This window comes from Pseudomonas sp. P2S-1 (assembly GCF_057197725.1).
Genome location: NZ_CM170068.1, coordinates 962,224 through 974,459, shown reverse-complemented (window position 1 = coordinate 974,459; position 12,236 = coordinate 962,224). Strand labels below are relative to the sequence as shown.

General features: G+C 64.0%; 11 protein-coding genes. 5 read left to right on the top strand and 6 right to left on the bottom strand.

Annotated features, from left to right (window positions below):
- Positions 1 to 118 precede the first annotated feature (118 nt).
- On the bottom strand, positions 119 to 1,141 hold the full coding sequence (locus AC2CQI_RS04500; protein ID WP_075803134.1) for a zinc-dependent alcohol dehydrogenase family protein: 1,023 nt from the start codon (positions 1,139 to 1,141) through the stop codon (positions 119 to 121).
- Between the two features lie 220 nt (positions 1,142 to 1,361).
- Here AC2CQI_RS04500 and AC2CQI_RS04495 point away from each other — a divergent pair, with 220 nt between their 5' ends.
- The 5 genes from AC2CQI_RS04495 (at position 1,362) to AC2CQI_RS04475 (ending at position 6,408) form a co-directional block, all read left to right on the top strand.
- The gene (locus AC2CQI_RS04495) at positions 1,362 to 2,276 is read left to right on the top strand and encodes a LysR family transcriptional regulator (protein WP_075803135.1); all 915 of its coding nucleotides are present in this window, start codon (positions 1,362 to 1,364) and stop codon (positions 2,274 to 2,276) included.
- Positions 2,277 to 2,425: 149 nt separating this feature from the next.
- Positions 2,426 to 3,355, top strand: coding sequence for a helix-turn-helix domain-containing protein (locus AC2CQI_RS04490; RefSeq protein WP_075803136.1), 930 nt, complete (start codon positions 2,426 to 2,428; stop codon positions 3,353 to 3,355).
- A gap of 178 nt (positions 3,356 to 3,533) precedes the next feature.
- Positions 3,534 to 4,436: a DMT family transporter gene (locus tag AC2CQI_RS04485; RefSeq protein ID WP_075803137.1), complete on the top strand. Its 903-nt coding sequence runs from the start codon at positions 3,534 to 3,536 to the stop codon at positions 4,434 to 4,436.
- Between the two features lie 33 nt (positions 4,437 to 4,469).
- The gene (locus AC2CQI_RS04480) at positions 4,470 to 5,354 is read left to right on the top strand and encodes an arginase family protein (protein WP_484579314.1); all 885 of its coding nucleotides are present in this window, start codon (positions 4,470 to 4,472) and stop codon (positions 5,352 to 5,354) included.
- A gap of 82 nt (positions 5,355 to 5,436) precedes the next feature.
- The gene (locus tag AC2CQI_RS04475; RefSeq protein ID WP_484579313.1) at positions 5,437 to 6,408 is read left to right on the top strand and encodes a quinone oxidoreductase family protein; all 972 of its coding nucleotides are present in this window, start codon (positions 5,437 to 5,439) and stop codon (positions 6,406 to 6,408) included.
- A 6-nt stretch (positions 6,409 to 6,414) separates the two neighbouring features.
- On the opposite strand, the gene AC2CQI_RS04470 is transcribed toward AC2CQI_RS04475, so the two are convergent.
- The 5 genes from AC2CQI_RS04470 to AC2CQI_RS04450 all read right to left on the bottom strand — a co-directional run bounded on the left by AC2CQI_RS04470 (position 6,415) and on the right by AC2CQI_RS04450 (position 12,038).
- A complete protein-coding gene (locus tag AC2CQI_RS04470; RefSeq protein ID WP_075803140.1) occupies positions 6,415 to 6,753 on the bottom strand; it encodes an EthD domain-containing protein in 339 nt (112 codons plus the stop codon).
- Positions 6,754 to 6,821: 68 nt separating this feature from the next.
- A complete protein-coding gene (locus tag AC2CQI_RS04465) occupies positions 6,822 to 7,688 on the bottom strand; it encodes a transporter (protein WP_075803141.1) in 867 nt (288 codons plus the stop codon).
- A 103-nt stretch (positions 7,689 to 7,791) separates the two neighbouring features.
- On the bottom strand, positions 7,792 to 9,147 hold the full coding sequence (locus AC2CQI_RS04460; protein ID WP_484579312.1) for an MFS transporter: 1,356 nt from the start codon (positions 9,145 to 9,147) through the stop codon (positions 7,792 to 7,794).
- Between the two features lie 219 nt (positions 9,148 to 9,366).
- Positions 9,367 to 10,989, bottom strand: a complete 1,623-nt coding sequence (locus tag AC2CQI_RS04455) for a GMC family oxidoreductase (protein ID WP_484579311.1) — start codon at positions 10,987 to 10,989, stop codon at positions 9,367 to 9,369.
- Positions 10,990 to 11,108: 119 nt separating this feature from the next.
- Positions 11,109 to 12,038 (bottom strand): helix-turn-helix domain-containing protein, encoded by a 930-nt coding sequence (locus AC2CQI_RS04450; protein ID WP_075803144.1) that lies wholly within the window; start codon positions 12,036 to 12,038, stop codon positions 11,109 to 11,111.
- Positions 12,039 to 12,236: the final 198 nt, after the last annotated feature.

The following is a 12,236-nucleotide window of genomic DNA, read 5'->3' as shown; positions in this document are numbered from 1 at the left end:
ATGCGATGTCCTTAGTCCCCATAAGACTAATAGGAAATTTCTGAAATTTAAGAAGGTAAAATTCACAAAAAAGCCCGAGCGATCGCTCGGGCCTGGCAGGAGGGCACAGCAGTGGTGATCAGGCGTCCGGCAATTGCAACACGACACGTCCGCCACAAGGACATTCGTCCATATGTCGGTGCGCCTCCACCACCTGCTCGAACGGATAGACCTGGATGATCTGGGTCTGCAACTGGCGATCAGCCGTGAACTGGTTGATATCGCGCAAGGCACGGTGCAGGGCGACCTGGTCCTGGGTGATGCCCAGCTCCGGCTTGCCGGTGAAGTTGCTGATGCAGTGCACGAAGAACTGGATGTTCTTCTGGAACGCCGCGCAAGCCGGGAACGGTGTCTGGTTACCGCCCTGCAAGCCGTACAGCACCAGGCTGCCGCGGGGCGCCAGGACATCGCCGAGCAGCGACATCTGCGGCCCGCCGAGCCCGTCGAGGACCATATCGACGCCACGGTTGTCGGTGTACTTGTTGATCTGCATGAGCAGATCCTGCTCCTCGGTGACGATCACCTTGTCGGCGCCCAGCTTGAGCAGCGGCTCACGCTCGTCGGCCTCGCGGGTCGCGGCGATCACCTTCAGCCCCAGGGCCTTGCCCAGTTGCACGAAGGACGGCCCGGCGCAGTGGCTGGCGTCGGTGATCAGCGCGGTCTGCCCGGCCTTGGCCCGGGCCAGGTCGACATAGGCAAAGTAGGCCATGAGGAACGGCGTGTAGTGCACGCTGGCCTCGACCGGGCTGAGGATATCCGGGTAACGGGTCAGCGCCGTGCGTGGCAGCACGATGATCTCGCCGTAGACGGGATGGTCGTTGGGACTGGTGGCCGGGAAGCTGGCGACCTTGTCGCCGACGGCCAGGTCATCGACGCCCTCGCCCAAGGCCGTCACCACGCCCGCCATCTCGTGGCCGATACCGGCCGGCAGGCGCGCCTGGGACGGTGCCAGATTCTGCCGCCAGAGCACGTCGTACCAACTGACGCCAATCGCCTGGACACGAATCTGCACTTCCCCGGCAGCCGGCGCAGGCGTAGGCAGCTCCTCTATCTTGAGCACCTCGGACTGGCCGAACTTGTGGAAACGGATCATGCGGGACATCGCAAACCTCGCCTAGTGAACCTCTAATGCCCTGAACTCTATCGGGGCTTTCAGTGTTAGACCATCAGTGGTCATTAATAGTCGACATGCTTGTCATCGATTGGGCTCATGCTACGGGGCTTGCCGTAGAATGGCACGCAGCCATAATCTGTGCCGCAGGGTAACAGCCTTTACCCGCAAGAATCACCCCTCGCCCCACCCGCCAACGAAGCGAAGCCCGATGAACCGAAACGACCTGCGCCGCGTCGATCTCAATCTGTTGATCGTCTTCGAGACCCTGATGCACGAACGTAGCGTCACCCGGGCGGCGGAAAAGCTGTTTCTCGGGCAGCCAGCGATCAGTGCGGCGTTGTCGCGGTTGCGCACGCTGTTCGATGACCCGCTGTTCGTGCGGACCGGACGCAGCATGGAGCCTTCGGCGCGGGCGACGGAGATCTTTGCCCTGCTCTCGCCGGCACTGGACTCCATCTCTACTGCGGTCAGTCGGGCTGCGGATTTCGATCCGGCGACCAGTACTTCGGTGTTTCGGATCGGGCTGTCCGACGACGCGGAGTTCGCCTTGCTGCCCCTGCTGCTCAAGCGCGTGCGCGCCGAAGCCCCGGGGGTGGTGCTGGTGGTACGGCGGGTCAACTACCTGTTGATGCCGGGTTTGCTCGCCTCCGGGGAAATCTCGGTTGGCGTCAGCTACACCGACGACCTGCCGGCCAATGCCAAGCGCAAGGTGCTGCGGCGCAGCAAGCCGAAGCTGCTGCGAGCGGACAGCGTACCGGGCTCGTTGAGCCTGGATGACTTCTGCAAGCGGCCCCATGCGCTGGTGTCGTTTGCCGGGGATCTGAGCGGGTTTATCGATGAGGAGCTGGCGAAGCTTGGGCGGGAAAGGCATGTGGTGCTGGCGGTGCCGCAGTTCAATGGGTTGGGGAGTTTGTTGACGGGGACGGATATTGTGGCGACGGTGCCGGACTATACCGCCGATATCCTGACGGCTGCTGGGGGATTGCGGGCTGAAGAGTTGCCGCTGGAGACCAGGACGTTCGAGCTGCATATGGCCTGGCGGGGGGCGCAGGATAATGATCCGGGGGAGAAATGGTTGCGGTCGAGGATCAGTATGTTCTTTGGCGACCCTGAGAGCCTATGATCCACGCGTCGAGACCATAATTGTTATGTATCTAAAACAATCCCTCTCGGCATTCACCTGCAGGTGTCGGCCGCCGTCATCCCCCTTCGCACCACGGTGTGAAGACCTGTTATCGTAGCCCGCATGCAATCCATTCGCCCGGTCCTGCCATGACAATCCTCTATTCCACCGCTGAACTCGGCGCCAGGGAACGCTTCGACTACTGGCAGGATGTCGTCGGCGCAAACTTCGTCCCCACGGCCAACCGGCAACTGAGCGACGACTGGTTCGACGGTTCGCTCAGCACGGTCGCAAAAGGCAGCGTGTCATTCTCGCGGATTCGCTCACTCCCCATCGAGTACACCCGCGAGCGGCGGGACGCCGAGATCGACCAGTTCTTCATTTCCCTGAGCTTCTGCACCGAAGCCCACGTGCAGCAAGGCAACCTGCTGTCCCGACAGGGCCCTGGCGACATCGTGCTGTACGACGGCGCCCGCCCCTTCACTGCGTCCTTTCCCAAGGGCGACGATCAAATCGTGTTGAGCGTGCCACGGGCGCTGGTGCTGCGCCACCTGCCGCAGGTGGAGCGCTACCTCAACCGGACGCTCGAAAGCCAGACGCCCCTCGGCAGTCTGGCCCGCACCCTGCTGATGGAAACCTGCACCAGCCCGGCAATGCCGGCCCCGATCAGCGAGCGTCTCAACGGCGCCTTGCTCGACGTGTTGTCGGGTGCCTATGAAGCGGCCTTCGGCAGCAAAGGCCCAGCGACCGAACTGCGCCGCGAACAGCAGGTGGAGCGGGTCAAGCGCTACCTGCTGGCGAACCTCGCACGGACCGATCTGACGGTCGACAGCATCGCCGCAGCGACCCACCTGTCCGCGAGAACCCTGAGCCGGATCTTCTCCGCCGAAGACTCGACGGTCATGCGCTGGCTCTGGCAACAGCGCCTCGCCGCCTGCCATGAGGGGCTGGCCAGCGGACGGTTCCAACAGGTCAGCGTGGCGGCGTTGACGTTCGGTTTCAGCAACCTCTCGCACTTCAGCAAGGCCTTCAGACAGGCCTACGGCATCGCGCCGCAACAGTTGCTGCGTAACGCCTGATCCTCGACTGGCGTACGCGGCACATCACCTGGCGAGACCAGCAAAGCAGCCTCCTCCTTCACGGCGCAGCATGAACTGCCCGTGCCCGCGCCTGTACCTCCCATAAAAACCAGCACTCGCCGGGGCGGGGTCGTATTCCTTTCGTAGCTGCCATAACACCAACAATCGAGGTCCGACCATGAACCGAGGCTACGTCTACGTATTGCTTTGCTATCTCCTTATCGGCATCAGCTACCCCATTGCCAAGGACGCCATGACCCAGATTCCGATCTGGCTGTTCACCTGCATCACCTTCGCCATCGCCTTCACGCTGCTCATGCCCTTCGTTCATTTTGGCGACAAGCTCGCCCTGCACCGCCTCGGCCTGCGCGCCTGGCTGGCGATCTGCACGCAGGCGCTGCTGGGGGCGGTGCTCTACACGGTGTTCCTGCTCTACGGCTTCGCCTCGGCCACGGCGATTGTCGCGTCGGTGTTCAGCAGCCTGGCGCCGGCCGCCGTGCTCACCCTCGCCTCGCTGGTGCTCAAGGAAAGGCTGAGCGCCCGAAAAGTCCTGGCGATCCTCCTGGCCATCGCCGGGGTGCTGGTGCTGACCCTGCCCGCCTCCGACGACAGTGGCCATACCACCCTGGCCGGCGTGGTGTTCCTGCTGCTGTCGACGCTGTCCACCGCCGGCGCGGTCGTCGCCGCGAAGAAGATCGATGTCGATCTTCCGCCCGCGACGCTGGCGGCCGGCGTCTGCCTGGCCGGCACCCTGTTCACCCTGCCGATGGCCGTGGACCAAGGGCTGAGCTTCGACTGGCCTCAACTGGGCCTGAGCAACGGCCTGGTGATGCTCTATTACGGCGCCCTGGTCTGGGCGGTGCCTTACCTGCTTTATTTCAAAGGCGTGCCGCGCATCCCCGCAAGTGCGACAGGGATGGCGATTGCAGTCATCCCGATCGCCGCCAGCTTCTTTTCGATCCTGTTCTACGGCGAGCGAATGCACCTCAGCGATGCGCTCGCCCTGATTCTCGTGACCCTGTCGATCATTGCCGCCGAAGCCCGCGAGACGCGCAAGGCGGTGCAGGCAAGCCCCGCCTGACGAACCGTTAACCCCCAAACCGATGGTGACTTGATGAGCACTGCCCACGACAAAACCCTGCGCCTGCTGTTTCCCCAATGGCAGGGCGGCAACAACCCACCCTACTTCTTCGGCGCACAACTGCTCGCCTGGCTGGCGCCTGCCGCCCAGGGGCCGGTCGAGGAAGTACCGGTGATCGAACCCGACGGCCAGCCGCTGCCCCTTGAAGACGGCATCGTTGGGCGCGCGGCGTTGCTCCGGCAACTGCGCGGCGCCCGCCAACTGATCGACAAACACCAACCTGACCGCCTCGTCGTGCTGGGCGGCGACTGCCTCGTGGACCTGGCACCCTTCGCCTACCTGAACGAGCGCTATGACGGGGACCTGGCGGTGCTGTGGGTCGATGCTCACCCGGACGTCATGACCCCGGACGATTTCCGCCATGCTCACGCCATGGTGCTGGGCAACCTGCTGGGCGAAGGCGACCGCGACTTTGCCGACACCGTGCCGGTGCCGCTGAAACCGTCGAACGTCATGTACGCCGGGTTGCAGCAAACCCTGGCGGTGGAAACCGCGACCTTGCAGCGCCTTGGCCTGCGCAGCGCAGGGCCTGCCGAACTGGCCACCACCAGCGAGCCAGTCCTGCAATGGCTGCGCGAGACGGGCGCCAAGCGTCTGGCCATCCACCTCGACCTCGATGTACTGGACCCAACCCTGTTCCGTTCGTTGCTGTTCGCCGAGCCCAACATCGCCCCCGACACCTACGACGGTGTGGCCCAAGGGAAGATGAGCCTGGACCAGGTCATTCGCCTGCTGACCGATGTCGCCGGGGTCGTCGATGTGGTGGGCATCGGCATTGCCGAGCACCTGCCGTGGGATGCCCTGGCGATGAAGAACATGCTGGCGAAACTGCCGCTGCTCGGTAACCCGCAGGGCTGATCCCCTACCTCACCCTTCCCTTCGAGCGCTCTCGGGTTGATCCGCGAGCGCTTTGCTGTTTTCACCTGCCTGGATCTGAACCATGAAAGCACTCGTAGCGACCCGCTTCGGCACACACCCCGAAATGGCGATCGAAGATCGCCCCATGCCCACGCTCAAACCCGGCCACAGCCTTGTAAATATCCACGCCGCGACCGTCAACCCGCTCTCCCATCAGGTACGCTCGGGCATCGTTGCGGCCGCGCGAGCACCGCGGGTGTTGAGCAATGATGGCGCGGGCACCGTCGAAGCCAGCACGACCTTCGCACGCGGTACGCGAGTCGCCCTGTACGGCGGCGCCCAGCTGGGCATCAGCGAAGACGGCCTGCAACAACAATGGGTGGTCGTGGAAGACAAGCGCTTGATCGAACTGCCGCAGCAGCTCGACCTCGACGAGGGCGCGGCGCTGCCCATCAATTACGTCACCGCGTATCAGGCACTGACGCGCGTCGGCCAGGTGGTCGCGGGCCAGCGGGTATTGGTCTCGGGCGCCTCGGGAGCGCTGGGCCACGCACTGATCCAGACCGCCCTGGCATTGGGCGCGGTGCCCATCGGTGTCGTTTCCAGTAGCCGGAAAGTGGAATTCGCCCGGCGCTCCGGGGCGGTCGAGGTCATCGACCTCGCCACGCAGCCGCTGAAGGAAAGGGTGTTGGCAATTACCGACGGCAAGGGCGCGGACCTGGCCTTCGATCCGGTGGGTGGCGAACTGTTGGGGCATCTGGTTGGCGCATTGCGCACCCGCGGGGCACTGGTGTCGATCGGCTTCGTGGGCGGTACCTCGGCCCGCATTGACGTCACGGATGTGGTGATCGAGGAAAAACGCATCCTCGGCTATGACGCCTGGCTGGAAACGGACGCCGATGTGGCGGCGGCCTTTGCGGCGATTCGCGGCTTCATCGGCAAAGGGCTGCTGCGACCGGTCATCGACAGCAGCTACTCGATCGAAGAACACGCGAGTGCCTATGCACGCCTCGCCTCTCGTGAAGCGACGGGCAGCATCCTGCTGCGGCCTTGAGGCGCCTCACGCCTCGACGACGGTGTGCGCGTTCACGGCCAGGGTCACCATGCTGGAGAAATCGATGAAGCGCTCACTGTCCTCGACGACCGCGACCCGCTGGGTAGTAAACACCGCATCCGCTTCGCAATGGTAGGTGTAGATCGACAGCGCGTCGTAGGTCGTGGCGCCGGCGTTGCAGACAATGCCGCCGACATCGGCGACGGCGCGGGTCGGGTACTGCACATAGCTGACCAGCCCGCGAGACTCGCGGGTCATGACCTCGCGGTGGGCTTCGTACAAGGCGTCGAAGGTTTCACGGCTGAGGCCCGGCTTGCGGCGGAACATGAAGGCGACGGTAAACATGGCTGCACTCTCCAACAGGTAGATCGGAATGCAAGACGCCGCCGGCTGGCGGGGGCGCCTTGCAGCGGTCAGAAGGCGTGAACGAATCGAACCCTGGCGCCTCGGGTTTCGAAAGCGTTATCCACCTTGATGTCCTGGATGTACTCGACCTGCACCTGGTCCTGCCGGGTCACCTGCTTGGCGAGCCCGAAGGCCAGGGTCTGGACCTTCGACTTGTCGTTCTGGCTGACCTCGCCCAACTCCGTCTCGCCGCCGCTGGCCCAGGTGTACTTGGCCGAGGCCCAGAGCGTCGGGGTAAGGTTGTAGGCGTAGATGGCCTGGGCGCTCCAGACCTTGTCTTTCTTCTGGGTCTGGCCGAAGTAGTCGTCGTTGCGGCCGAAGAAATCGACCGCGGCAATCAGGTCGAGGGTGGTGTTCTCGCCAAAGCCCTTGGTCATGCCGAACTCGGCGGTGTAGCTCCAGCGGTTGCTGCCCAGGCTGGTGCCGGGACGTTCGTCGTTGTAGTTGCCGGTGGGCACCGTGACGTAGGGCGTGAAGGCGATCCAGGTCTTGTTGGCCGGGTCGTTCACGAACCAGAACGAGCTGAGCAGGATCATGTCGCCCATGCTGCTGCGCCGGTCATCCACGGCGCCGGGCAGGTTCACGTTCAACTGGCCCATGGGCAGGATGATCTGCGGGTCGATGATCATGCCGCCGACTTCCATGAAGTGGACGTAGCGGGCCACCAGCAGGTCGGACGAGAAGTCCGCGCCGATGTCCTTGCCATTGGCAACATAGGTGTTGGCCTGCTTGTGGGTGTAGTAACCGACGGCGAGGTCCACGCCCGCCGGGGCGGCGATGTAGTCCCGGGCCATGGCGTCGCCAGCGGCCTGGGCGTGAATGGACAGGGACAGCGACAGCGCGAGCGTGGAGATCTGGAGGAACGTCTTGGTCATAGGGCACTTTTATTGTTTTTGAGGTAAGCCGTCGCCCTGGCGGGCACCGCAGTGCCAACCTTCCGGGCAAATGAATGAACGATCTGAGGTAGTGCGCCGGGCGTCAGGTCTCGGCCTGGCCGGAAGCGAAGGTGGCGCGCGCCGAGGCGCTGCGTTTGCGCCGGTGGTCGTACAGCCAGGCGCCGGCGAAGAACACCACGACGACCAGCGGCAGGAAGGACGCCGTGTGGAAGATCGATCCCGCCGCATCGACCATGACCTGGTTATGCGCCGCCGTCCCCTCCTTGAGCGCTTCGAACGCCGCGCTGCCGCCCGCACTGGCGATCTTGGCCTGGTCGAACAGCTTGCCGAACGCCGGCATCAGCACGTAGGTGGAGAGCATTCCGGCGGAAGCGGTGATGCCGATCGCCAGCGACCCGCCCTGCGGAAAGCGCTCCGAGGTGCTCGCCAGCATGGTCGGCCACAGCACACTGGTGCCCATCCCGAACAGCAAGGCGGCGAACAAGCCCGACCCCGGGCTCGTCGCCTGGCTGAGCAGCGCAAGCCCAACGAAGGAGAACAGGCAGCCGAAGAACAGAATGCCGCTGGAACCGATGTGGCGGTACATCACCCCCGTGAACAGCCGCACGACGATCTGCACCGTATAGATGAACGCCACCAGCCAGAAGCCCTGGATGCCCACGATGCGGGTCAGGGTAAGGTCGATCCAGCTACTGGGCACCAGCTCCGTGGCCGACGTGAGGAACATCGCGCACAGGAACAGATAGAACGCCGGCCGGGTCAGGGTGTGGCGGAACATGCCGGAGAACGACACGCCCTGGGCTACCCGCTCGCTGGGCGGATACTTGACCTGGGCGATCATCACCAGCGCCAGCGTCGCCGGAATCGCGACCAGCACCAGTTGAGGCTTCCAGCCCAGCGCAAGCTTTTCCACCATCACACAGGCCGGCGCTGCGACCAGCATGCCCAGCGCGAACGCAGCATGGAACAGGTTGAGCCTGTGCACCTTTCGCGTCGGATAGATCGATACCACCAGCGGATTGAGCGCTGCCTCGATGGAGCCCCAGGCCAGGCCCTGGAGTAGCGAACCGCCCCACAGCAACTGATAGGCCCAGGGGGACTCGGGAGACGCCGACGTCACCGTGAACGTACCCACCAGGTACACCAGGATGCTCAGCACGTGGGTGCGGCGCAGGCCGATGGCGTCCACCAGCGGGGCCATGAAGAAGTTGGCGATGGCAAAGCCTAGGAACAGCACCCCCAGCACTTCGCCGATCATGGCGCCGGAAGTCAGCGGGTTGGTGGCATCGAAAAAGTCATGCTTGATCGAACTAGCGGCATTGAGCCGCAGCAGCACCTCGAAGCCCATGCAGAACTGGGTGATGAAGGCGGCAATGAAAATCCGCGTGACGGGGATGCCTTGCAGGTAGGCGGGCAGGCCCGCAGGTGTTTTTTGCATGATGCTGTGCTCCTTCACCGACGCGATGCGGTGAATGCAGGTTGTTGTTTTTATCTGTCTGGATCGAAGCGGTTGGCAAGGCGTGCTGGTCGGTGATGAAATTCCTCGATTAGTGTCTGTCGTGCCGGAACGGACGCTGTGGGAGCGGCTTCAGCCACCATTACAGCGGTGAATTCACCAACTGATCGTGGTCAAGCCCGCGCCCGCAAAGCCCGCCGATCAACGCACCTGGGCCTCGCGGATGAACGCCGCCGCGCGCTCGGCGATCATCACCGTCGGCGCCGTGGTGTTGCCGCGCACGATCACCGGCATCACGGAGGCGTCGGCGATCCGCAAACCGTCGATGCCCCGCACCCGCAACTGCGGATCGACCACCGCATCGGGCCCTGTGCCCATCGCGCAGGTGCCGACCGGGTGAAACGCGTTCTGCGCATGGCCGCGCACGTAGGCTTCCAGCGACGCGTCGTCATCCCCCACTGCCCTGCCCGGCATCAGCTCGCCGTCGACGAAGCGCGCCAGCGACGGTGCCCGCAGAAAACGCCGGGCGACCCGCACGCCATTCATCAGGTTGCGCACATCGCGCGGATCGCTGAGGAAGTTGGCATTGATCAGCGGCGCGTCTTCGGGGTCCCGGCTGCGCAGGCGAATCTGCCCTCGGGAGTGGCTGGTCAGGCAGCACGGCGCAACGGAGTAACCGTGGGACGGTTCGCCGTCCGCCAGCTTGCCCCAGGCGGTGGAGGCCATCGCCAGGGTGTGAATCTGGACTTCGGGACGACCATCGCCGTCCAGGTCCATGAAGCCGCCTGCCTCCACCAGGCAGGAGCTGAGAATGCCGCTACGGAAAAGACTCCACTCCAGGCCGTGACGCAGGGCATTCAGGCCTTTGTCCTGGCCCAACAGGCTGATCGGGGCCTTGAGCTTGCCGTCTACCGGTGCAACCAGGTGGTCCTGGAAGTTCTCGCCCACGCCGGGCAAGTCCACTTGCGGCTCGATGCCATGCTCGCGCAGATGCGCCGCCGGCCCGATGCCGGACAGCATCAGCAACTTGGGCGTGACCAGGGTGCCGGCGCACAGGATCACCTCCCGGCGCGCGCGGATGACCTGCTCCTTGCCCCCGCGACGGACGACGATACCGGTTGCCCGCGCGCCCTCGATCACCACGCGCGACACCCGTGCGCTGGTCTGGACGGTCAGGTTGGAGCGGTGTTGCGCCGCCTTCAGGTAGGTGCGGGCCGAACTGCCCCGCTCGCCGCGCTGGCTGGTGATCTGGTAGTAGCCGAAGCCATGCTGCCGTTCGCCGTTGAAGTCGTCGTTGTAGCCGAACAGATTGCCGTCATCGTCACGAGTCTCCTGGGCGGCCTTCACGAAGGCTTCGCTGAGTGCATCGCGATGAGGGTTGTCGGACACCACCAGCGGACCGTCGTTGCCATGCAGCGGCCCCGCGAAACGTCGATTGCCCTCGGCCTTGCGAAAGTACGGCAACACCTCGTCGAACGACCAGCCGTCGCAGCCGGCAGCTGCCCAGCCATCGTAGTCCTCGCGCTGGCCACGGACATAGAGCATGGCGTTGATCGAATGCCCGCCACCGAGGGTTTTGGCCTGCATGATCTGGATCGGCCGCCCCGCCACATGGGCGCACGGCTCGGCGTGGTAAGTGCGGGTGCGCTCGCTGCCCATCATCCTGAAGTAGCCGCCATTCATGCGGATGAACAGGTTCTGGTCGTCAGGCCCTTCTTCGACGAGCAGCACGTTGTTGCGGGAATCTTCACTGAGGCGCGCAGCCATTACACAGCCACCTGCGCCGCCACCAACGACTATGTAGTCGTAAGCCTGGGTACTCATGTCATCACCGTATCGCTGTTGTATTTGTTGGAAGCGGTCGATGACATGCTAGGTTTTCGCGCCCCGCCCTGACTTGGACGGTGGCGCCAGTGTTTGGCCTGCTCGCGCCAGTGTCGCGCCTACTGGCGCAGCAATTGGTTGGGCGTGACCCCGTAGGCTTTCTTGAAGGTGCGGCTGAAGTGGGACAAGTCGTTGAAGCCACAGTCCAGCGCGGCCTCGCTGACTTGCCGGACGCTTTTCCCGGTCAATGCCTTGTAGCTGGCTTCGAGCCGTTGCTGCCAGAGCCAGCGGTTGGCGCTGAGCCCTTCGGCGGCGAACAGCCGATTGAGCGTGCGCAAGGAGACGTTGTGCTTGCTGGCCACCTCGCCCAGCGACAACTCCGGATCGCCCAGGTGCGTGTGCATGTAGCGCTTGATCTGCTCCAGCGGACTCCGGCGTGGGCTGCCGGCGCTCAGGCCCGCCGCGTTCTCGAAGGCGAAGCACATGACGTCGAGCATGCCACTGGGCAGGCGTGCATCATCGGCGCCGCCCCTCTCCAGGCTCCAGGCCAGCGACTCGCGCATCATGCTGCCGAGCATCGCGCCGAACGGCGAGCTGGCCTTCAGCGACAGGGCCAGCGCCTGCTCGTCACAGGCAATACGGCTGAGCACGCTGGCCCGTGGAATCTTCACCGCGATCGTTCTGGAACCGCCCGGATAGGCGATGGAAGACGGCGCCGTCGCGGTGTAGAGCGCCACGTCGCCAGGCAGCATCACCGCTTGCCGGCCGTGCTGCTGCAACAGGCCGGTGCCGCAGACTTGCAACACCAGCTGAAAGTGCTCCTCGTGGTGCAATTTCAATTGGGAAAGCTCACGGCGGTATTCCATCGGCGGGGAAACCACGTCGATCAGGTCCAGCCCGCCCAGGTGACACCCCTTCATTTCACCGTGGAAATCACTGCCAGGCTGCTGCCGGCAATCGACTGCCAGGAAGGTCTCACAGATGGCTTCGGTCCAGTAGGCAAGGCGCTGGAGCTGGTCAATCGAGGACGTGTTGAAGGCATTGAACATGGTCTGCGGCCTCGCGATCGGTGATTTGTCGTTATTTTATTAACAAGTTAACTACCGCCCTTTTTGCCGTCAACGCGCCTGCCGCTTCCATTCGTCGATTGGCGCGCCCGATCCAATCGCTGGCGCGCCGAACCAAGCGTGACAACAGCGGCCTTCGTAGCCTGTGAGCAAGCACAAAAACAACAAGGCGTTTTCGAT

What these genes read in the sequence shown, in the direction of transcription:
- AC2CQI_RS04500 (WP_075803134.1), bottom strand. Translation starts at nt 1,141, where the DNA reads ATGTCCCGCATGATCCGTTTCCACAAGTTCGGCCAGTCCGAGGTGCTC.
- AC2CQI_RS04495 (WP_075803135.1), top strand. Translation starts at nt 1,362, where the DNA reads ATGAACCGAAACGACCTGCGCCGCGTCGATCTCAATCTGTTGATCGTC.
- AC2CQI_RS04490 (WP_075803136.1), top strand. Translation starts at nt 2,426, where the DNA reads ATGACAATCCTCTATTCCACCGCTGAACTCGGCGCCAGGGAACGCTTC.
- AC2CQI_RS04485 (WP_075803137.1), top strand. Translation starts at nt 3,534, where the DNA reads ATGAACCGAGGCTACGTCTACGTATTGCTTTGCTATCTCCTTATCGGC.
- AC2CQI_RS04480 (WP_484579314.1), top strand. Translation starts at nt 4,470, where the DNA reads ATGAGCACTGCCCACGACAAAACCCTGCGCCTGCTGTTTCCCCAATGG.
- AC2CQI_RS04475 (WP_484579313.1), top strand. Translation starts at nt 5,437, where the DNA reads ATGAAAGCACTCGTAGCGACCCGCTTCGGCACACACCCCGAAATGGCG.
- AC2CQI_RS04470 (WP_075803140.1), bottom strand. Translation starts at nt 6,753, where the DNA reads ATGTTTACCGTCGCCTTCATGTTCCGCCGCAAGCCGGGCCTCAGCCGT.
- AC2CQI_RS04465 (WP_075803141.1), bottom strand. Translation starts at nt 7,688, where the DNA reads ATGACCAAGACGTTCCTCCAGATCTCCACGCTCGCGCTGTCGCTGTCC.
- AC2CQI_RS04460 (WP_484579312.1), bottom strand. Translation starts at nt 9,147, where the DNA reads ATGCAAAAAACACCTGCGGGCCTGCCCGCCTACCTGCAAGGCATCCCC.
- AC2CQI_RS04455 (WP_484579311.1), bottom strand. Translation starts at nt 10,989, where the DNA reads ATGAGTACCCAGGCTTACGACTACATAGTCGTTGGTGGCGGCGCAGGT.
- AC2CQI_RS04450 (WP_075803144.1), bottom strand. Translation starts at nt 12,038, where the DNA reads ATGTTCAATGCCTTCAACACGTCCTCGATTGACCAGCTCCAGCGCCTT.